The organism is Caulobacter sp. P1_D6 (genome assembly GCF_056406095.1).
In genome coordinates this window covers 1-19,140 of sequence record NZ_JBFUAW010000046.1, presented here as the reverse complement: position 1 = coordinate 19,140, position 19,140 = coordinate 1, and the positions used below count along the sequence as shown (strand labels likewise).

Annotated in this window: 16 protein-coding genes and 2 pseudogenes; 6 read left to right on the top strand and 12 right to left on the bottom strand. The window is 67.8% G+C overall.

Going from position 1 to position 19,140, the window contains the following annotated elements:
* Window positions 1-38: 38 nt before the first annotated feature.
* From metH to AC1DYP_RS21555, 9 genes are all read right to left on the bottom strand, one after another.
* A complete protein-coding gene (gene metH / locus AC1DYP_RS21595; protein ID WP_477048067.1) occupies window positions 39-2,708 on the bottom strand; it encodes a methionine synthase in 2,670 nt (889 codons plus the stop codon).
* On the bottom strand, window positions 2,705-3,106 hold the full coding sequence (locus AC1DYP_RS21590; protein WP_477048066.1) for a DUF4259 domain-containing protein: 402 nt from the start codon (window positions 3,104-3,106) through the stop codon (window positions 2,705-2,707). Before AC1DYP_RS21590 ends, metH begins: the two co-directional genes overlap by 4 nt.
* A 1-nt stretch (window position 3,107) precedes the next feature.
* Window positions 3,108-4,103 (bottom strand): D-alanine--D-alanine ligase family protein, encoded by a 996-nt coding sequence (locus AC1DYP_RS21585; RefSeq protein ID WP_477048065.1) that lies wholly within the window; start codon window positions 4,101-4,103, stop codon window positions 3,108-3,110.
* A gap of 8 nt (window positions 4,104-4,111) precedes the next feature.
* A complete protein-coding gene (locus AC1DYP_RS21580) occupies window positions 4,112-5,188 on the bottom strand; it encodes a homocysteine S-methyltransferase family protein (protein ID WP_477048064.1) in 1,077 nt (358 codons plus the stop codon).
* A gap of 96 nt (window positions 5,189-5,284) precedes the next feature.
* Window positions 5,285-6,160: a CAU/MBL1b family subclass B3 metallo-beta-lactamase gene (gene blaCAU, locus AC1DYP_RS21575; protein WP_477048063.1), complete on the bottom strand. Its 876-nt coding sequence runs from the start codon at window positions 6,158-6,160 to the stop codon at window positions 5,285-5,287.
* Entirely contained in the window at window positions 6,157-7,122 is a 966-nt protein-coding gene (metF, locus tag AC1DYP_RS21570; protein ID WP_477048062.1) for a methylenetetrahydrofolate reductase [NAD(P)H], read from the bottom strand. Before metF ends, blaCAU begins: the two co-directional genes overlap by 4 nt.
* Entirely contained in the window at window positions 7,119-8,108 is a 990-nt protein-coding gene (locus AC1DYP_RS21565; RefSeq protein ID WP_477048061.1) for an ArsR/SmtB family transcription factor, read from the bottom strand. Before AC1DYP_RS21565 ends, metF begins: the two co-directional genes overlap by 4 nt.
* 96 nt (window positions 8,109-8,204) lie before the next feature.
* On the bottom strand, window positions 8,205-8,579 hold the full coding sequence (locus tag AC1DYP_RS21560) for a VOC family protein (RefSeq protein ID WP_477036069.1): 375 nt from the start codon (window positions 8,577-8,579) through the stop codon (window positions 8,205-8,207).
* Window positions 8,580-8,975: a winged helix-turn-helix transcriptional regulator gene (locus AC1DYP_RS21555; protein WP_477048060.1), complete on the bottom strand. Its 396-nt coding sequence runs from the start codon at window positions 8,973-8,975 to the stop codon at window positions 8,580-8,582. It lies immediately after the preceding gene.
* 45 nt (window positions 8,976-9,020) lie between these two features.
* Between AC1DYP_RS21555 and AC1DYP_RS21550 the strand changes: the two are divergent.
* Both AC1DYP_RS21550 and AC1DYP_RS21545 read left to right on the top strand, forming a co-directional pair.
* Window positions 9,021-9,353, top strand: a pseudogene (locus AC1DYP_RS21550) (carboxymuconolactone decarboxylase family protein); the annotation flags it as partial.
* Window positions 9,336-9,563 carry a carboxymuconolactone decarboxylase family protein gene (locus AC1DYP_RS21545; RefSeq protein WP_477048074.1) on the top strand — a complete coding sequence of 76 codons (228 nt, stop codon included), beginning with the start codon at window positions 9,336-9,338 and terminating at the stop codon, window positions 9,561-9,563. The pseudogene AC1DYP_RS21550 and the gene AC1DYP_RS21545, both read left to right, overlap by 18 nt.
* On the opposite strand, the gene AC1DYP_RS21540 is transcribed toward AC1DYP_RS21545, so the two are convergent.
* Complete coding sequence (locus AC1DYP_RS21540; protein ID WP_477048059.1) at window positions 9,560-10,519, bottom strand: 2-hydroxyacid dehydrogenase; 960 nt, start codon at window positions 10,517-10,519, stop codon at window positions 9,560-9,562. The two genes, AC1DYP_RS21545 and AC1DYP_RS21540, sit on opposite strands and share 4 nt — an antisense overlap.
* Between AC1DYP_RS21540 and AC1DYP_RS21535 the strand changes: the two genes are divergently transcribed.
* Window positions 10,518-10,661 carry a hypothetical protein gene (locus tag AC1DYP_RS21535; RefSeq protein ID WP_477048058.1) on the top strand — a complete coding sequence of 48 codons (144 nt, stop codon included), beginning with the start codon at window positions 10,518-10,520 and terminating at the stop codon, window positions 10,659-10,661. The genes AC1DYP_RS21540 and AC1DYP_RS21535 overlap by 2 nt on opposite strands.
* Before the next feature lie 151 nt (window positions 10,662-10,812).
* Complete coding sequence (locus AC1DYP_RS21530; RefSeq protein ID WP_477048057.1) at window positions 10,813-11,238, top strand: hypothetical protein; 426 nt, start codon at window positions 10,813-10,815, stop codon at window positions 11,236-11,238.
* A 64-nt stretch (window positions 11,239-11,302) separates the two neighbouring features.
* On the opposite strand, the gene ettA is transcribed toward AC1DYP_RS21530, so the two are convergent.
* Window positions 11,303-12,970, bottom strand: a complete 1,668-nt coding sequence (gene ettA, locus AC1DYP_RS21525; RefSeq protein ID WP_477048056.1) for an energy-dependent translational throttle protein EttA — start codon at window positions 12,968-12,970, stop codon at window positions 11,303-11,305.
* Window positions 12,971-13,222: 252 nt separating this feature from the next.
* Here ettA and AC1DYP_RS21520 point away from each other — a divergent pair, with 252 nt between their 5' ends.
* Both AC1DYP_RS21520 and AC1DYP_RS21515 read left to right on the top strand, forming a co-directional pair.
* Window positions 13,223-15,601: a TonB-dependent receptor gene (locus AC1DYP_RS21520; protein WP_477048055.1), complete on the top strand. Its 2,379-nt coding sequence runs from the start codon at window positions 13,223-13,225 to the stop codon at window positions 15,599-15,601.
* A gap of 307 nt (window positions 15,602-15,908) precedes the next feature.
* A pseudogene (locus AC1DYP_RS21515) lies at window positions 15,909-18,041 on the top strand (S9 family peptidase); the annotation flags it as partial.
* Window positions 18,042-18,080: 39 nt separating this feature from the next.
* Here AC1DYP_RS21515 and AC1DYP_RS21510 read toward each other — a convergent pair.
* Window positions 18,081-18,668 (bottom strand): AAA family ATPase, encoded by a 588-nt coding sequence (locus AC1DYP_RS21510; RefSeq protein WP_477048054.1) that lies wholly within the window; start codon window positions 18,666-18,668, stop codon window positions 18,081-18,083.
* Between the last annotated feature and the right edge of the window lie 472 nt (window positions 18,669-19,140).

Genomic DNA, 19,140 nt, shown 5'->3' with positions numbered 1-19,140 from the left:
CAGGCGCATGCGCCTGTCCCCAGCTGTATCCGCGGAGGCTAAGCCGCCGCCTCCCGCGCCTTGGCGCCGGGGTCGTAGTTGAGGATCGGCGACAGCCACTTCTCGGCCTTGGCCAGGTCCCAGCCCTTGCGGCGAGCATAGTCCTCGACTTGGTCGAGATCGACCTTGCCGACGCCGAAATAGTGGCTCTGCGGGTGGCTGAAATAGAAGCCCGACACCGCCGCGCCGGGGCTCATGGCGTAGCTCTCGGTCAGGATCATGCCGGTGGCGGCTTCCGCGTCCAGCAGCTTGAACAGCGTGCCCTTCTCGGTGTGGTCGGGCTGGGCCGGATAGCCGGGCGCCGGGCGGATGCCCTGGTACTTCTCGGCGATCATCACGTCGGTGTCGGCGGACTCGTCGGGGGCGTAGCCCCACAGCTCGACGCGGGCCTTGTAGTGCAGCCACTCGGCGAAGGCTTCGGCCAGGCGGTCGGCCAGGGCCGAGGCCATGATCGCCGAATAGTCGTCGCCGGCGTCCTTGAACTTCTTGACGATCTCGTCCTCGCCGTGGCCGGCGGTGACGGCGAAGCCGCCCATGTAGTCGCCGCCCTGCCCGATCGGCGCGACGAAGTCGGCCAGGGCCAGGTTGGCCTTGCCCTCGGACTTGTCCATCTGCTGGCGCAGGGTGAACAGCCGGGCCAGCTCGGTCGAGCGGGTTTCGTCCGCATAGAGAACGATGTCGTCGCCGTCGGCCTGGGCCGGCCAGAAGCCGACCACGCCCTTGGCCCCGAACCACTTCTCGGCCACGACCTTGTCGAGCATCTCGCGGGCTTCGCGATAGAGGTCCGTCGCGGCCTCGCCGACCACGTCGTCCTCCAGGATCTGCGGGAAGCGGCCGATCAGCTCCCAGCTGGCGAAGAACGGCGACCAGTCGATGAACGGGACCAGCTCTTCCAGCGAGGGTTCGAACGTGCGCGCGCCGATGAAGCTGGGCTTGGGCGGCGTGTAGCCCTTCCAGTCGATGTCGAACTTGCGCTTGCGGGCCTCAGTGATCTTGGTGCGCGCCTTGGCCGTCTGGCCCCGCGCGTACTGCTCGCGGATGCGGACATATTCGGCCCGCGTCTCGGCTTGCAGGCGATCGCGTTCGCCGGCCGACAGCAGGCCCGAGACCACGCCCACGGCGCGGCTGGCGTCCAGCACATAGGTGGTCGAGCCCTTGTGGTAGGCCGGCTCGATCTTGACCGCGGTGTGGGTGCGGCTTGTGGTGGCGCCGCCGATCAGCAGCGGCATGGTGAAGCCCTGGCGCTCCATTTCGGACGCCACGAACACCATCTCGTCCAGCGACGGGGTGATCAGGCCCGACAGGCCGATCATGTCGACGTTGTGCTTCTTGGCCTCTTCCAGGATGCGATCGGCCGGGACCATCACGCCCAGGTCGATGACCTCGTAGTTGTTGCACTGGAGCACGACGCCGACGATGTTCTTGCCGATGTCGTGGACGTCGCCCTTGACGGTGGCCATCAGGATGCGGCCGGCCTGCTCGCGCGGCTTGCCGGCCTTCTCGGCCTCCATGAACGGCTCCAGCCAAGCCACGGCCTGCTTCATCACGCGGGCCGATTTCACCACCTGCGGCAGGAACATCTTGCCCGAGCCGAACAGGTCGCCGACCACGTTCATGCCGTCCATCAGGTGGCCTTCGATCACGTGCAGCGGCCGCTCGACCGACAGGCGCGCTTCTTCCGTATCGGCGTCGATGAACTCGGTGATGCCGTTGACCAGGGCGTGGGTGATGCGCTCGTTGACCGTGCCCTTGCGCCATTCGAGGTTGGCGGTCTGGACCTGGCTCTTGTCGCCCTTGTAACGCGGCGCCATGTCGACCAGGCGCTCGGTGTTGGAGACGTTGGTGCGCTGCGGGCGGTTGAGGATCACGTCCTCGACGGCCTCGCGCAGTTCGGCGTCCAGGGTGTCGTAGACCGGCAGGTCGCCGGCGTTGACGATGCCCATGTCCATGCCCGCCTCGATGGCGTGGTACAGGAACACCGAGTGGATGGCCCGGCGCACGGGCTCGTTGCCGCGGAAGCTGAACGAGACGTTCGACACCCCGCCCGAGATGCGGGCGTAGGGGCAGCGCTTCTTGATCTCGCGCGTGCCCTCGATGAAGTCGACGGCGTAGTTGTCGTGCTCCTCGATCCCGGTCGCCACGGCGAAGATGTTGGGGTCGAAGATGATGTCTTCCGGCGGGAAGCTCACCTTGTCGACCAGGATGCGGTAGGCCTTTTCGCAGATCTCGATCTTGCGGGCGGCGGTGTCGGCCTGGCCGACCTCGTCGAAGGCCATGACCACCACGGCCGCGCCGTAGCGCAGGCACAGCTGGGCCTGCTCGATGAACTTGGCCTCGCCTTCCTTCATCGAGATCGAGTTGACGATGGCCTTGCCCTGCACGCACTTCAGGCCGGCCTCGATCACCTCCCACTTGGAGCTGTCGATCATCACCGGCACCCGCGCGATGTCGGGCTCGGCCGCCATCAGGTTCAGGAAGGTGATCATGGCCTGCTTGGAGTCCAGCAGGCCCTCGTCCATGTTGACGTCGATGACCTGGGCGCCGGCCTCGACCTGCTGTCGGGCCACCGACAGGGCGGCCGGATAGTCGCCCTCGATCACCAGCTTCTTGAACTTGGCCGAGCCGGTGACGTTGGTGCGCTCACCGATGTTGACGAAGACGGGTCTCATTTGGCGGCGCTCAAGGTCGTTTGCAGGGCGGCGATCTGGGTGAGCCACGCGTCGTGCTCGTCACCCTCCTGCCAGAGTTCGTCGAGTTCGGAGGCCGGGGCGACCACCCGGGCCAGGGCCGAGCGGGCCAGCGCGACGGCGCCTTCCGGCGGCGCGCCGAGGGCGGCTTTCAGCTCGCGATGATTGTCGGGCAGGATGGTCACGTCGCCGACGGCGGCCGCGACGATCGCGGCGGCGGCCACGGCGATCTGCCCTTCCGGCGCTTCCAGATAGCCCGCCTGCTTGGTGACGTAGTCGAGCGCCTGCACGACGGTGCGCCAGTCGGGCGCTTCGGCCAGGTCGTCGATGAAGTCCAAGGCGTCGTCGTTGTCGAACAGTCCGCTGGTCCAGGCGCTCATCTTAGACCGCCTCGGCTTTGGCGCGGGCGACCGCCAGGGCGATCTGGCCGTCCAGGAAGTCGCGGAACGCGATGCCCTGGGCCTTCAGCGACTTGGGATACAGCGACGCGGCGGTCATGCCCGGCAGGGTGTTGATCTCCAGGAAGATCGGGCCTTTCGGGGTGACGATGAAGTCGCTGCGCGAATAACCGCCCGCGCCCACGGTCTTGTGGGCCTTGAGGGCGGCCTCCTGCATGGCGGCGTTGACGTCGGCTGCGAAGGTGGCCGGGCAGATCTCTTCCGTGGTCTTGGCCAGGTATTTGCCGACATAGTCGAACGCGCCATCGGCCGGGCGGATCTCGACTGGCGGCAGGGCGAAGACCTTGCCGTCCTGCTCCAGCACCCCGCAGGTGGCCTCGGCGCCGGCCACGAAGGGCTCGATCACATAGGCTTCGCGGGCCGCGGCGGCCTTCAGGGTCTCCAGGTCGGCCGCTTCGGTGACGAAGATCAGGCCGTAGCTCGAGCCGTCGGCCACCGGCTTGGCGACCAGCTTGCCGTACTTCGCCAGCGCGCTTTCGGCGTCGGCCAGTTCGACCGTCGAGGGCGCGACGACGCCGGCCTTGGCCACGGCGGTCTTGGTGGCGATCTTGTCGAAGGCCAGGCGGCTGGACTTGGAGTCCGAGCCCGTGAAGGCCACGCCGCGCGCCTCGCAGAGAGCCGCAAGGTCGCCATTCTCGGCCGCGCCGCCGTGCATGCCCAGGACCAGCACGCGGTCCTCGGCCTTGGCCCTGTCGAGCGCCGCTTCGATGCCGCCGATCGGCGCGCCCTCGGTGGGCAGGTCGATCTCGAAGGGACGCTCATGGGCCTGCAGCACGGCGTCGCTGGCCACATAGACCTGGTCGTCCGGCGCCCAGAACCACAGGTCGGCGCCCGGCAACGCCGTAGACAGAGCCTTGGCGCTGGCGACCGAGACAAGACGTTCGCGGCTCATTCCGCCGAAAAGAAGGGTCGTACGCATCGAAATTCCTAAGCCAGCTCGAACGGTTCCAGGCCCGCCAGGCGCATGGCCTTCGGGCGCTCGGGGATGGCGCGGGGCGTCAGGCCGCGCACTTCGTCGGCCACGTGCTTGATGTGGTCCGGCGTGGTGCCGCAGCAACCGCCCAGGATGTTGACGATGCCGTCCTTGGCCCACTCGTGCAGCTGGTGGCCGGTCTGGTGCGGCTCCTCGTCGTACTCGCCCATGGCGTTGGGCAGGCCGGCGTTGGGATAGGCCGCGACCAGGGTGTCGGCGATGCGGGCCATCTCGGCGATGTGCGGACGCATCAGGTCGGCGCCCAGGGCGCAGTTGAAGCCCACGGCGAACGGCTTGCAGTGCTTGATCGAGTTCCAGAAGGCTTCGGCCGTCTGGCCCGACAGGGTGCGGCCCGAGCGGTCGGTGATGGTGCCGCTGATCCAGATCGGCAGTTCCTCGTAGCCCTCGTCTACCAAGTCCATGATCGCCTTGATCGCGGCCTTGCAGTTGAGGGTGTCGGTGATGGTCTCGATCAGGAACAGGTCGACGCCGCCGTCGTGCAGCGCCGCCACCTGCTCGCGATAGGCCTGATAGACCTGGTCGAAGGTCACCTTGCGCGCGCCCGGATCGTTCACGTCCGACGACATAGACAGCATCACGTTCAGCGGACCGATCGAGCCGGCCACGAAGCGCGGCTTTTCCGGTTCCTTGGCCAGCCACTCGTCGGCCACCGAGCGGGCGATGCGCGCGCCCTCGTAGTTGATGTCGCGCACCACGTCGGTTCCGAGGCGATAGTCGGCCTGGGCGATGGTGGTGCCCGAGAAGGTGTTGGTCTCGGAGATGTCGGCGCCGGCCGCGAAATACTGGTGATGCAGGTCGGCGACGATGTCCGGCCGGGTCAGGCACAGGATGTCGTTGTTGCCCTTCATCTGGCCGTCGTAGTCGGCGAAGCGCTCGGCGCGGTAGTCGGCCTCGGAGAGCTTGCGCTTCTGGAACATCACGCCCCACGAGCCGTCGAGGATCAGGATGCGTTCCTTGGCGGCGGCCTTGAGGGCTTTGATGCGCCCCGCGCGGGTGGTGAGATCGGTCATGGTCGGCTCCTGCCGGAGGATCGGGCTCCGGCCGTTCGGGTCTTTCTAGCGCTTCGCGGGGAAGCGGGACTCAATTCTGCTGGCTGGGGGCCAGCGTCACGGTTTGCGCGCGCTCTGCTGGCGCGCCAGTTCCTTGTCGAACGCTTCCTCCGAGGCGGTGGCGTAGCGGGCGAGTTCGGTCGGGTCGATGAAGGCGTTGATGTCGCCGGCCAGCATCTTCTTGCGCTTGGCCAGCAGGCCGCCCTGCTCCTCGTGGCTGGGCAGCATCACGTCCGTGGGCAAGACCTTGAGCGCGGCGAAGGTGGCGCGGTAGTCGGCGACGATGGTCTTGTAGGTCTTGTTGCCGACCAGCACGTTGCCAGCCACCGAGGTCGAGCAGTTGAAGGTGACGTTCAGCGGCCGGCCGCGGTCGACCACCTGGGTGGTCCAGGTGGTGCAGCCGATCGTGTGGCCCGGCGTCAGGTGGGCGATCAGGACGTTCTCGCCCAGCTTCAGCTTCTGGCCGTCGCCGAACGCCTTGTCGACCTTGACCGCCGCGAACGGCGTCAGGCCGTTGTCGTTGTCGCCGAAGTGCTGGCCCTTCTTCAGAGCCGGCTCGTCCGCGCGCGAGGCCCAGACCTTGGCGCCGGTGTCGGCTTTCAGCTGGGCCAGTCCGCCGGCGTGGTCGAAGTGGGCGTGGGTGTTGATCAGGACCTTCACGTCCGAGAGCTTGAAGCCCAGAGCCTGGATGTTGGTCTCGATCAGCTTGGCCCCGGCCGGCGAAGGCCCGCTGTCCAGCAGCACATGGCCTTCCGACGACGAGATCAGCCAGGCCGACAGCCCTTCGGAGCCGACATAGTAGATGTTGCCGATCACCCGATACGGGCGGATCGGCTTGGACCAGTTGGCCGGATCGTCGGCGAACGCCGTCGCCCCCGGGATCACGGTCGCCAGGGCGAAGGCCGCCAGAAGGATCGACGCCGACCGTTTCACGCCGCGGCCTCCGCCGAGATCGGGGACGGCGCGGTCTCGCGCACGCCCAGCACGCGGCAGATCGCGTAGACCAGATCGGCCCGGTTCAGGGTGTAGAAGTGGAAGTCGCTGAAGCCCTGTTCCTGCAGCTTGGCGCACATCTCGGCGGCCACCGAGCAGGCCAGCAGGCGGCGGGTGTCGGCGTCCTCGTCCAGGCCGTCGAAGATGTTGGCCAGCCAGGCCGGCACCGCTGTCTGGCAGGCGGCCGACATCTTCACCAGGCCCTTGAAGTTGGTCACCGGCATGATGCCCGGCACGATCGGAATGGTGATCCCGGCCGACCGCACCTTGTCGACGAACCGCAGGAAGGCGTCGGTGTCGAAGAAGAACTGGCTGATGGCCAGGGTGGCGCCGGCGTCGACCTTGGCCTTCAGCACCTCGATGTCGTGCTCGATCGACGGGCTCTCGGGATGCTTTTCCGGATAGACGCCGACCAGCACGTTGAACGGCGCGATCGAGGTCAGGGCCGCGGTCAGTTCGGTGGCGTTCCTGTAGCCGTCCTCGCGGGGCACGTAGACGCCGCCGATGCCGCCCTCGCCGGGAGGCGGGTCGCCCCGCAGCGACACCACGTGGCGCACGCCGGTCTCCCAGTATTCGCGGATCACCTCGTCCACCTCGGCGCGGCTGGCGCCGACGCAGGTCAGGTGGGCGGCGGGCTTGAGGCTGGTCTCCTCGAGGATGCGCTTGACCGTGCGGTGAGTGCGCTCGCGCGTCGAGCCGCCGGCCCCGTAGGTGACCGAGACGAAGGCCGGGTCCAGCGGGGCCAGGCGCTTGATCGCCGCCCACAGGTTCTCTTCCATCTGCTCGGTCTTGGGCGGGAAGAACTCGAACGAGACGCGCGGACGGTTGGTGCGCTCGCCGGCGCGGGCGACGGGACCGAGGACGCGGCGGGGAGCCAAGGGGCTGGCGGGAACGGTCGTCATGCTGCGCTTCTTTCGGCGTTTCGAACGGCTGCCCTGTCGCTTGGGCGTCGAGCCGTCCAGATCTTGACGGTGAGCCCCTCGTCGGAATGCGACGGCAGGGCGATGTTGGCGTCCAGGACCAGGCCGGCGGCCTCGATCCAGGGGGCGATCTCGGCGTCGGCGAAGCCGAGGCGGCGGTGCTGGTGGTTCTCGCGCAGGAACTCGTGATCGTGCGGCGCGAAGTCGGCGATCAGCAGCACGCCGCCGTCGGCCACCAGCCGCGCGGCCTCGGCCACGGCCGCGGCCGGGTCGCCCAGATAGTGCAGCACCTGATGGACGGTCACCAGATCGGCGCAGCCGCTCGGCAGGCCGGTGGCGAAGATGTCGCCGTGGCGCAGTTCGCACTGGACGAGGCCGGCCTTGGCCACCTCGTCGCGGGCGATGTTGAGCATCTGCTGGGACAGGTCCAGGCCCAGGGCGGCTCCCGCGCGCTTGCCCAGCAAGGTCAGCATGCGGCCCGACCCGGCGCCCAGGTCGACCATCTCGTCGAAGGGCCCCTCGCCGGCCGCCTGCAGGATGGCGGCCTCGACCTCGGCCTCGTCGACGTACAGCGAGCGGATCTCGTTCCAGCGCGCGGCGTTGCGGGCGAAATAGGACTGGGCGCCGGCCGTGCGTTCGGCGCGCACCAGGGCCAGCCGCTCGGCGTCGCCCAGGGCGACGGGGTCCTGCGGATCGATCAGGTCCAGGGCCTGGTCGATCACCGCGCGACCGGGCGACTTCAGGGCCAGACGGTAGAACACCCAGGCGCCGTCGGGAAAGCGCTCGACCAGCCCGGCCTCGGCCAGCAGCTTCAGATGGCGTGAGACCCGGGGCTGGCTCTGGTCCAGAATCCGGCACAGCTCCAGCACCGACAGCTCTTCGGCCGCGAGCAGGGCCAGCACGCGCAGGCGGGTCGACTCCCCCGCCGCGCGCAGCAGATCCACGACCTGTTCGGATGACACTTTCATAAGGACATAAAGATATCTTTATGTCCGATTTGGCAAGCTAAATCCGTAGCCGCCCCGCTCGCGAACGATCCCGTTCAAGCGGGCCGGCGCGGTAAACTATGCCTCGGAAGATACCTTGGAAGGCTCCCAAAGCTCAATCTTCACCCCGGCCGGGTCGATCAGCCAGGCGAACCGCCCCATGTCCTCGTCCTGGCGCCCGGTCGGCTCGACCCCCTCGGCGGCCGCCTTGGCCAACACGCCGTCCAGATCGTCGACGATATAGTTGATCATGAACGGCGCTTGCGACGGTTCGAAGTAGCGGGTGTCGGCGGCGAACGGCGACCAGTTGGCGACACCGACCTTCGGATGCTTGAAGATCACGCCGCCCCAGTCGGACACGTCGAAGCCCAGCACCCGGGCGTACCAGGCGCGGACCGCGTCGGGGTCCTCCGCCTTGAAGAACACCCCGCCCAAGCCCAGCACCTTGGCCATCTAGATCTCCCTCGTCCCGGCGCACGGATCGTGCGCGCCCAGATCCTCGGCCCAAGCTTGCGACCAGGCCTGCAACGGCGCAAGGGCGTCCAGCAGCTGGGCTCCGCGCGGGGTCAGGCGATAGCCGCCGGCCTGGTCGACCACCCCGGCCGCCCGCAGCTCGCCCAGGCGGGCGTTCAACGTGCCCGGCGGCAGCTCGGCCGCCGCCTGCAAGGCGCGAAAGGTCAGGACCGCGCCGTCGCGCAGTTCCCAGAGGATCCGCAACGCCCCGCGCCGCCCCATCAGGTCCAGCGCCGCCATGACCGGCCGACCGGTCGTCGAGCCGCGCACCGGCGCGCCCGGCAACGGCGCGGTGACGGACGCTTCAATTTCTGTAGCGGACTCGGATTTCGCCATGATACAGATTCTGTAGCACGCCCTCGTGCGTTCAGGGAGACCGCCATGTCCGCCCGTATCACGCCCGCCAAACCGCCCTACCCCGCCGCCGTCCAGGAAACCCTCGACCACCTGAAGACGCCTGGCGACCAGCCGCTGTCGCTGTTCCGCACTCTGGCCCGCGACGCGCGACTGTTCGCCCGTTTCACCGGCGGCGGTCTGCTCGACGAGGGCCATCTCGGCCTGGCCGAGCGCGAGATCGTCATCCACCGGATCTGCGCCCTGAACGGCGCGGCCTACGAGTGGGGCGTGCACGCGGCGATCTTCGCCGAGGCGGCGGGACTGGACACCGAGCGGCTGGAGGCCACCACGACGCCGGGCGTGGCCGCCTGCTGGACGCCGCGCGAGGCGCTGCTGATCGCCTTCTGCGACGCGGTCAACGCCAGGGCCGACATCGACGACGCCCTGTGGGCCCGCCTGTCGGAGGCCTTCGACGAAGAGGCGCGGATCGAGCTGATGATGCTGGCCGGCTTCTACCGGACGGTCAGCCTGCTGACGAACGGTCTGCGGTTGGCGCCGGAGCCGTTCGCGGCGGCCTTTCCAGCCTAAGCGTCGACCGGTGAAGCCAGGCCCTCGCCCTTGAAGAACCGGCGCAGGTTCTCGACCGTCAGCCCGACCATGGCCGGGATGCTGTCCAGCGTGGCGCCGGCCGTGTGGGGGGTCAGCACGGTGTGCGGCACGCCCGCCCAGCGCGCGGCGGGCGTCGGCTCGTGGTCGAACACGTCCAGCCCGGCCATGCCCAGCCGGCCGTCCTTGAGGGCGGCGATCAGGGCGTCCTCGTCGACCAGCGAGCCGCGCGCCACATTGACCAGCAGGCCCTGCGGCCCCAGCGCCTCGATGACCGCCTGGTTGATCATGTGGCGGTTGGCGGCGTCCGGACGCGCGCAGACCACCAGGATGTCGCTGTCCTTGGCCAGCTCGAGCAGGCTCTTGGCGCGTGGACGCTCGGTCTCCTTGGGACGCGGCGCCCACCACGACACCTTCAGCTCGAAGGCCTCCAGGCGCTGGGCCACCGCCTCGCCGATATGGCCCAGGCCGACGATGCCGGCCTTGCGGCCACGCAGGCCGTGGCGGGGGCTCATCCGCTCCATGCTGGTCCAGTGGCCGCTGCGCAGCTTCTGGTCGCCCTCGACGATGCCGCGCCAGGCGGCCAGCACCAGGCCCACGGCATGGTCGGCGACGTCGGCGGCGTTCAGGCCGGTCGAATGGGTGACGGCGATGCCGTGCTGCTTGCACCACGGCACGTCGACGCCGTCATAGCCGACGCTGACGCAGGCGATCAGGCCCAGCCGGGGCATCTCGACCAGCAGGTCCTTGGTCAGCACCATTTCGCCCGCGTGGACGATGGCCCGCACCTGTCGCCCCGGCCCGTCCAGGAACGCCAGGCGGTCGGGATAGTCCCACAGCCGGTGCACCTGGTACGCCCCTTCGAGAAGCGGCTGCAGCGGCATCAGCATCTCGTGCGAAAGGACGATGTGGGGCTTCTCGACGGGCGTTTGGGGCATGCTTTTCTCCATCCCGGACAACGCGCGCGGCCAACGCAGGCCACGCATCCGCGATCTGTTCCTGAAAGATCGGGATCAGTTTCGCCAGATCAAGCTACTCCAGTTCCTGGCGAACGCCATTGCCCGCCAGGTCCCGGAATAGTGATCGCGGGCAGGGAACCGGTCTGCGAAACCCATAGCGCGCGCCCAAGGTTCCGCACGTCGCGAAGGCCAAGCTGTGAACTGCGGTCACGCTGGGGGGTTTTGCTAAGCGACGCGATCAGTGTGGACGCGCCAGTTCTGGAGAGAATCCCATGATGATCAGAACGCTCGCCGCCGGCGCCGCGCTGGCCATGCTTGTCGCCGGCGGCGCTTCCGCCGGTACGCACAAGGGCTCGACGGCCTCGACCAGCCCCAAGCAGCCGATCCCCTACGCCCAGCTCGACGCCTATCTGAAGGCCTCGCCCAAGGAACGGGCCAGCAAGGACTGGTGGAGCGGCTCGGCCTCGACCGGCATGTCGGCCGACACCTCGGCCACGACGTCGACCACGACCACCACCACGACCACCCCGGCTCCCGACACCTCGGTGAACCCGCCGGCTTCGACCAGCATGCCCTCGGACTCCTCGACCAGCATGCCGTCCACGCCGCCGACCATGCCGGAATCCTCGCCCCCGGCCCCGGGCTCGAACCTCCCCGGTTCCACCGAAACGCCCGGCGCGCCGACCGAACCGAAGTAGGACTAACGAAAACGGGGCGGCCCTCGCAGGCCGCCCCGTTGATATCCGGTGATCGATCCGCGTACTAGCGGGCGAACTTCTGGAACTTGATGCGCTTGGGGATCAGGCTGTCGGCGCCCAGGCGGCGCTTCTTGTCTTCCTCGTACATCTCGAAGTTGCCTTCGAACCATTCGACGTGGCTGTCGCCCTCGAAGGCCAGGATGTGGGTCGCCAGACGGTCCAGGAACCAGCGATCGTGGCTGATGACCACGGCGCAGCCGGCGAACTCTTCCAGGGCCTCTTCCAGGGCCTGCAAGGTTTCGATGTCCAGGTCGTTGGTCGGTTCGTCGAGCAGCAGCAGGTTGCCGCCGGTGGCCAGGGTCTTGGCCAGGTGGACGCGGTTGCGCTCACCGCCCGACAGCAGGCCGACCTTCTTCTGCTGGTCGGCGCCCTTGAAGTTGAAGCTGCCGACATAGGCGCGGCTGTTGATCTCGCGCTTGCCGACGACCATCACGTCGGTGCCGCCCGAGACTTCCTGCCAGATGGTCTTGTTCGGATCCAGGGCGTCGCGGCTCTGGTCGACATACGACAGCTTGACGGTTTCGCCGACCTTGACCGTGCCCTGGTCGGGCTGCTCGCGGCCGGTGATCAGCTTGAACAGCGTCGACTTGCCGGCGCCGTTCGGGCCGATGACGCCGACGATGCCGTTGGGCGGCAGCTTGAACGACAGGTCCTTGAACAGCACCTTGTCGCCGTACTCCTTCTCCAGGCCGGTGACTTCCAGCACCAGGTTGCCCAGGCGCGGGCCGGGCGGGATCTGGATGTGGGCCTGGGTCTGGGCGGCGCGGGCGTTCTCCTGCGCCGAAACCATTTCCTCGTAGCTCGCCAGGCGGGCCTTGGACTTGGACTGACGGGCCTTGGGCGAGCTGCGGACCCACTCCAGTTCGCGGGTCAGCGCGCGCTGGCGGCTGTCGGACTCCGACTGCTCCTGCACGACGCGCTTGGTCTTCTGCTCCAGCCAGCCGGAATAGTTGCCTTCGTAGGGGATGCCCTTGCCGCGATCGAGCTCGAGCGTCCACTTGGTGACCTGATCCAGGAAGTAGCGATCGTGGGTGACCAGGATCACGCAGCCCGGGAAGTTTTCCAGATGGTGCTGCAGCCAGGCCACCGACTCGGCGTCCAGGTGGTTGGTCGGTTCGTCCAGCAGCATGATGTCGGGCTTGCTGAGCAGCAGGCGCGCCAGGGCGATGCGGCGCTTCTCACCGCCCGACAGGCTGTCGATGTTGGCGTCGTTGGGCGGGCAGCGCAGCGCGTCGATGGCCATCTCGACCTTGGAGTCGATGTCCCACAGGTCGCGGGCGTCGATGATCTCCTGGAGCTTGGTCATCTCCTCCATCAGCTCGTCGGAATATTCCTCGCCGAGCTTGTTGGCGGCCGCGTTGTAGCGGTCGAAGATCTGCTTGTCCTCGCAGTCGGCGATGACGTTGCCCCAGACGTCGAGCGTCGGGTCCAGCACCGGCTCCTGCGGGAGGTAGCCGCGACGGATACCGTCGGCGGCCTTGGCCTCGCCCGAGAATTCCTTGTCGATCCCGGCCATCACCTTCAGCAGGGTCGACTTGCCCGAGCCGTTGACGCCCACGACGCCGATCTTGGCGTCGGAGTAGAACGACAGCCAGATGTTCTCGAAGACCTTCTTGCCGCCGGGATAGGCCTTGGTCAGGCCTTGCATCTGGAAAATATATTGCTGAGCCATGGGGGGCGTTGGTTCTCGCTGGTCAGATCGGGGAAGATCTTGGGGATCAGGGGTCGGGCGCTCAGATAGCCTTCGGGGCGGGATTCCGCAATGCGCAGGGGGCTCGCGGCGGTGCGACAGCCTGTCATCCGGCCGTCGCCGGACCGTCCGCAACCTGACATGGAACTGTCGGAACTCTGTCGCCGAGCACTGTTACCGCAGATCACTAAGCCGGCGCCGCTCCCCCTGAGCGCCGGCGTGGGGATTCAAATCATGAAACGACACCTGATGCTGGGCGGGGCCTTGTGCGCCCTGCTGTCGGCCACGCCGCTCCTGGCCCTGGCCGCCGAAACCGCGCCCGCCCCAGCCCCCGCCGCCGCCGCTCCGGCGGACGCCAACGAAGTCGACGCCATCATCGTGCTGGGCCAGGGCCAGAGCCGCCAGGTCCAGACGATCACCACCACCCAGATCGAAGTCCTGGCCGCCGGTTCCAGCCCGCTGCGCGCGATCGAGAAGCTGCCAGGCGTCAGCTTCCAGTCGGCCGACGCGTTCGGCGCCTACGAGTGGTCGACCCGCGTCGCCATCCGCGGCTTCGACCAGAGCCGCCTGGGCTTCACGCTGGACGGCGTGCCGCTGGGCGACATGAGCTACGGCAACTACAACGGCCTGCACATCAGCCGCGCCGTCACCAGCGAAGACCTGGGCAAGGTCGAGCTGGCCCAGGGCGCCGGCTCGCTGTCGACCGCCTCGACCTCGAACCTGGGCGGCACGCTGCAGTTCTTCACCCGCGACCCGTCGCGCGAGTTCCACGTCCAGACCAACGCCACGGTCGGTTCGGACTCGATGTACCGGGTGTTCGGCCGCATCGACACCGGCGCGATCGAAAGCCTGGGCGGCCTGCGCGCCTACATCTCGGGCGTCGACCAGAAGGCCGACAAGTGGAAAGGCGGCAGCGAGCAGAAGCAGCGCCAGTTCGACGCCAAGGTCGTGCTGCCCCTGGGCGAGACCGGCTCGCTGACCGCGTTCTATAACCACTCCGAGCGCCGCGAGCAGGACTACCAGGACATGTCGTTCGACATGATCAAGCGCCTGGGCCGCGACTGGGACAACTTCCAGCCCGACTGGAACAAGGCCGTCGGCGTCGCCACGGTGCTGAACAACCCGGCCAACTACGCCGGTCCCAACCCGATCCTGAACGGCGGCTACTGGACCGGCGTGGGGACCAACCCGTACGCCCAGTACGGCGTGGCCACGCCTGACGACGCCTACTACGCCGGCGCCGGCATCCGCGACGACGACATCTACGCCGTCACGCTGAAGCACGACCTGGGCGAAATGGCCCGCTTCGACCTGACCGGCTACGGCCACAAGAACGAAGGCCAGGGCCTGTGGTACACGCCCTACACGGTCAGCCCCGGCTATGGCGCGGCCGGTTCGAACGCCGCCCCGCTGTCGATCCGCACCACCGAGTACGACATCGACCGCAAGGGTCTGATCGGCAATGTCTATGTCGACCTGGGCGGCCACGCGATCAGCGCCGGCTTCTGGACCGAGGACAACGATTTCCACCAGGCTCGCCGGTTCTACGCCGAGACCCTGGCGGCCCCGTCGCGCGACCCGCTGGACTTCCAGTCCAACCCCTTCGCCACCTCGTGGGAATACAAGTTCAACACCAAGACCACGACCGGCTACATCCAGGACGTCTGGACCGTGACCGACGCCCTGAAGGTCAATTTCGGCTTCAAGGCCCTGAAGGTCGAGAACGAGGTCAAGTCGATCGTCGGCGCCGTGAACGGCAAGATCGAGTCCAAGGACAGCTTCCTGCCCCAGGTCGGCGCCGTCTATAGCCTGAACAACGGCGTGGAGTTCTTCGCCGGCTACACCGAGAACATGGCCGCCTTCGTGTCGGCCGCGACCTCGGGTCCGTTCGCCTCGCAGAACCAGACCGTCGTCGACTACATTCGCGACAACCTCGAGCCCGAGACCTCCAAGACCTTCGAAGGCGGCGTCCGCCTCAAGACCGACCGCTTCCAAGGCGTGGCGGCGGTCTATCACGTCGACTTCGAGAACCGCCTGGACAGCGCCAGCACGGCTCCGCCGATCCTGGGCCTGCCGGCCGTTCTGTCGAACGTCGGCGCGGTCGAGACCAAGGGGATCGAGCTGGCCGGCCAGTACCGCCTGACCGACGCCTGGTCGCTGTACGGCTCCTATGCCTACAACGACTCCGTCTACCAGGACGACGTCCCCGGCGCCGGCGGCGCGGTAGCGATGCACACCAAGGACAAGGACGTGGTCTTCACGCCCAAGCACCTGTTCAAGGCCGTCCTGGGCTACGACAACGGCCCGGGCCTCTTCGCCAATCTCGGCGTCAGCTACACCAGCTCGCGCTGGTACACGTTCGAGAACGACGGCGGCAACGTCGAGGGCTTCACGGTGGCCGACCTGACGGTGGGCTACCGCTTCGACGGCGGCGACAACGCCTGGCTGCGCGGCCTGGAGGTTCAGGCCAACATCACCAACCTGACCGACGAGGACTACATCTCGACGGTGGGTTCGGGCGGCGCGGCCAAGGCCGACCCGGGCGGCACGGCCATGACCCTGCTGCCGGGCGCCCCGCGCCAGGGCTACGTGACGATCCGCAAGCGGTTCTAGGACCGCGGCGTCACTGACGAAACGAAGGGCCGGAGGGAAACCTCCGGCCTTTTTTCATGCGCTCCGCCAGGGTCGCGCCCAAAAAGAAAGCCCGGCCAAAAAGACCGGGCTTGAAGTCATTAGGGAGGAAACGCCCAGGAAGGGCAGAGGCGCTCGGCGCCTCACGGACGAGCTGTTACCGCTAACACCGGTGTCATTGCAAGCGATTCCATCGAGGCGCGGCGAGCTGACGCACCTGCGGCCACGACAAGGGCGAGCCAAACTTCCCTGCTGACAACAGTCACGCTCGCCGATAGCGTCCCGCGCCATGATCAGACCCTCGCTCCTGGCCATCGCGGCCTGCCTCGCCCTGTCGTCGCCTGTCTTGGCGGAAAAACTGACCCCGGAGCGGATCTTCGCCGACCCGGCCCTGAACGGTCCCACCGCCAAGGGCGTGGCCCTGTCGCCGGACGGCAAGCGCGTCACCTATCTGAAGGGCAAGGCCGAGGCGGCCAACGTCCAGGACCTGTGGGCGGCCGACATCAAGGGGGGCGAGCCCTATCGCCTGATCGACTCGGCGGCCCTGTCGTCGGGCGGCAAGGAGCTGTCGGAAGCCGAGAAGGCCCGCCGTGAACGCGCCCGCGTCTCGGCCCGCGGCATCGTCGAATACAGCTGGGACAAGGAAGGCCGCTTCATCCTGGTGCCGCTGGACGGCGACCTCTATCTGGACAGCGTCGCCGACGGCAAGGTCAGCCGCCTGACCCAGACCCCCGGCGACGAGGTCGACGCCAAGGTCTCGCCCAAGGGCGGCTTCGTCTCCTACGTCCGCGACCAGAACCTCTACATCAAGCCCCTAAATGGGGGAGCGACCGGCGGCGCCGAGAAGGCCCTGACCACCGAGGGCAAGGACGCCCTGTCGTTCGGCACGGCCGAGTTCGTCGCCCAGGAGGAAATGGACCGCTTCACCGGCTACTGGTGGAACCCCGCCGAAACCAGCATCGCCTACACCCGCGTCGACGAGAGCACCGTCGACGTGATCCCGCGCGCCGACATCGGTCCGGGCGGCGCCACGGTGGTCGAGCAGCGCTATCCGCGCGCCGGCCGCCCGAACGCCGTGGTCGACCTGTTCGTCCAGGACCTGGCCACCGGCAAGGTCGTGCAGATCGACCTGGGCCCCAACAAGGACATCTATGTCGCCCGCGTCGACTGGTCGGCCGACGGCAAGACCCTGTACGTCCAGCGCCAGACCCGCGACCAGAAGACCGTCGAGTTGATCGCCTACGACCCAACCAAGGGCTCCAATCAGATGGTTGGGGGCAAGACGATCCTGACCGAGACCGACGCCCACTGGATCGAGCTGAACGACGACTTCCATCCGCTGAAGGACGGCAGCTTCCTGTGGTCGTCCGAGAAGTCGGGCTACAACCACCTCTACCACTACGCCGCCGGCGGCAAGCTGATCGCCCAGGTCACCCAGGGCGACTGGCCGATCACCGCGCTGGAAGGCGTCGACGAAGCCCGCAAGGTCGCGATCTTCTCCGCCTCGATCGACACCCCGCTGGAACGCCGAATCTACGAGGTCAGCTACGCCAAACCCGGCAAGCCCAAGGCCCTGACCCCGGCCGGCGGCTGGTGGACGGCCAAGGTCGCCGAGGCGGGCAACGCCTTCACGGCCGGCTACAGCGATCCCAAGACCCCGCCCCAGACCGCGCTCTATGACGCCACGGGCAAGCGCGTGCGCTGGATCGAGGAGAACAAGCTCGACGCTGGCCACCCCTACGGCCCCTACGCCGCCACCCTGCCCGTTCCGGAGTACGGCACGCTGAAGGCGTCCGACGGCGAGGTGCTGAACTACGAGATCCTCAAGCCGGTCGGCTTCGACCCGGCCAAGAAGTATCCGGCCATCGTCTCGGTCTATGGCGGCCCGCACGCCCAGACCGTCAGCCGGTCGTGGCAGAAGGTCGGCGAACGGCCCTATCTCGAGGACGGCTACGTCATCTTCAAGCTGGACAATCGCGGCAGCAGCAACCGCTCGGCCAAGTTCAAGCGGGCTCTCGACCGCCGCATGGGCACCGTCGAGGTCGAGGACCAGCTGGCCGGCGCCAAGTTCCTGGCGGGCCTGCCCTATGTCGACGCCGACAAGCTGGGCGTGATGGGCTGGTCGTACGGCGGGTTCATGACCCTGATGCTGCTGACCGCGCCGGACACCCCGTTCAAGGCGGGCGCGGCCGGCGCGCCGCCGACCGAGTGGGGCCTCTACGACACCCACTACACCGAGCAGTTCATGGGCAAGCCGGACGAGAACAAGGAAGGCTACGCCAATTCCGACGCGCTCAACCGCCTGAAGAACCTGAAGCCGGGCAGCCTGCTGCTGCTGCACGGCATGGCCGACGACAACGTCATCTTCGAAAACAGCACCCGCCTGATCGCGGCGATGCAGAAGAACGCCATCCCGTTCGAGGGATGAGGACCATTACGCAGGCCTCGGCAGTAGAAAACCTCATCCTGAGCTTGTCGAAGGACGAGGTTTTCGCTTCTGAATGCTTGCCGATCCGCCCTGGATTTCCAGAGTCTTCAGCAGGACGTCGGCGCGCGCGGCGACGTCGATCTTGGGCAGGATCGAGACCGCGTAGCCCAGCGCCGCATAGGCCTCCAGCAACCGCCCATACTCCGCCCGCGCCGCCTCGAACCCGTGGGGCCGCTCGGGGTCGTTGACATAGATCTCCGGCCAGGGCGGCGTCAGGAACACCTGCCGGTGATAGCGATGGGCGCGGCCCAGCCGCTCCAGCACGGCCTCGCCCGTCGCATGCTCCAGGGCGGCCGCCGCGTCGACCAGGCCCCGGTCGAAGAACACCCAGCCATCCAGGCGCTCGGCCTCGTCCCGATCAGCCAGCGCCATAGCCACGGCTCGCTGCGCGAACGCCGCCGCGTCCACCCATGGCAAGGCCGCGCCGTCGCCGGTCAGTTCCGCCCGCACGATCCGCCGGCCGGGCTCCTCGACCACGGCGAGGCCGCGCCGCTTCAGCTCGTCCAGCAGGGTAGACTTGCCGCCGCTGGAGCAGCCGGAGATCACGACGAAACGATTCAAGTTCGAACTCCTGCGCTGTTGTGTCTACGTCGTCCCTTGCGAGCCGGGGCGATGGAACGCCCTCCTTTCACCCTCTCCCGGAGGGGAGAGGGAGGGGCCCGCGCTGGAAGCGTGGGAGGGAGAGGGGTGACGCCGTGTCCGGCTTCACGCAATGCCCCCAAAGCCTCGTCATCCTCGGACTGTTCCGAGGATGACGGTGGAAAGGTGGAGCGAGGCGGCGGGCTCTGTGCTCGGCGTTCAGCGAACAAACCCTCGCGATTTCAACGCCCTGAACTTTCTCGACCCGATTTGGTCCTCACCCTCCAGACCGCCCGTATCCTGATCCCACCTCGTCGCAGGGAAAGGGCGCAAGGCCAGCGACCGATGCGGCGGCGGGGGGCGATCGAGCGGGACTGGGCTGGAGGGGGTTACTCCAGCGTGTCCGGGGACTCCTGTCGTTGGGGAGCCCGCCCGCCGTCGGCGTCGAACGGGG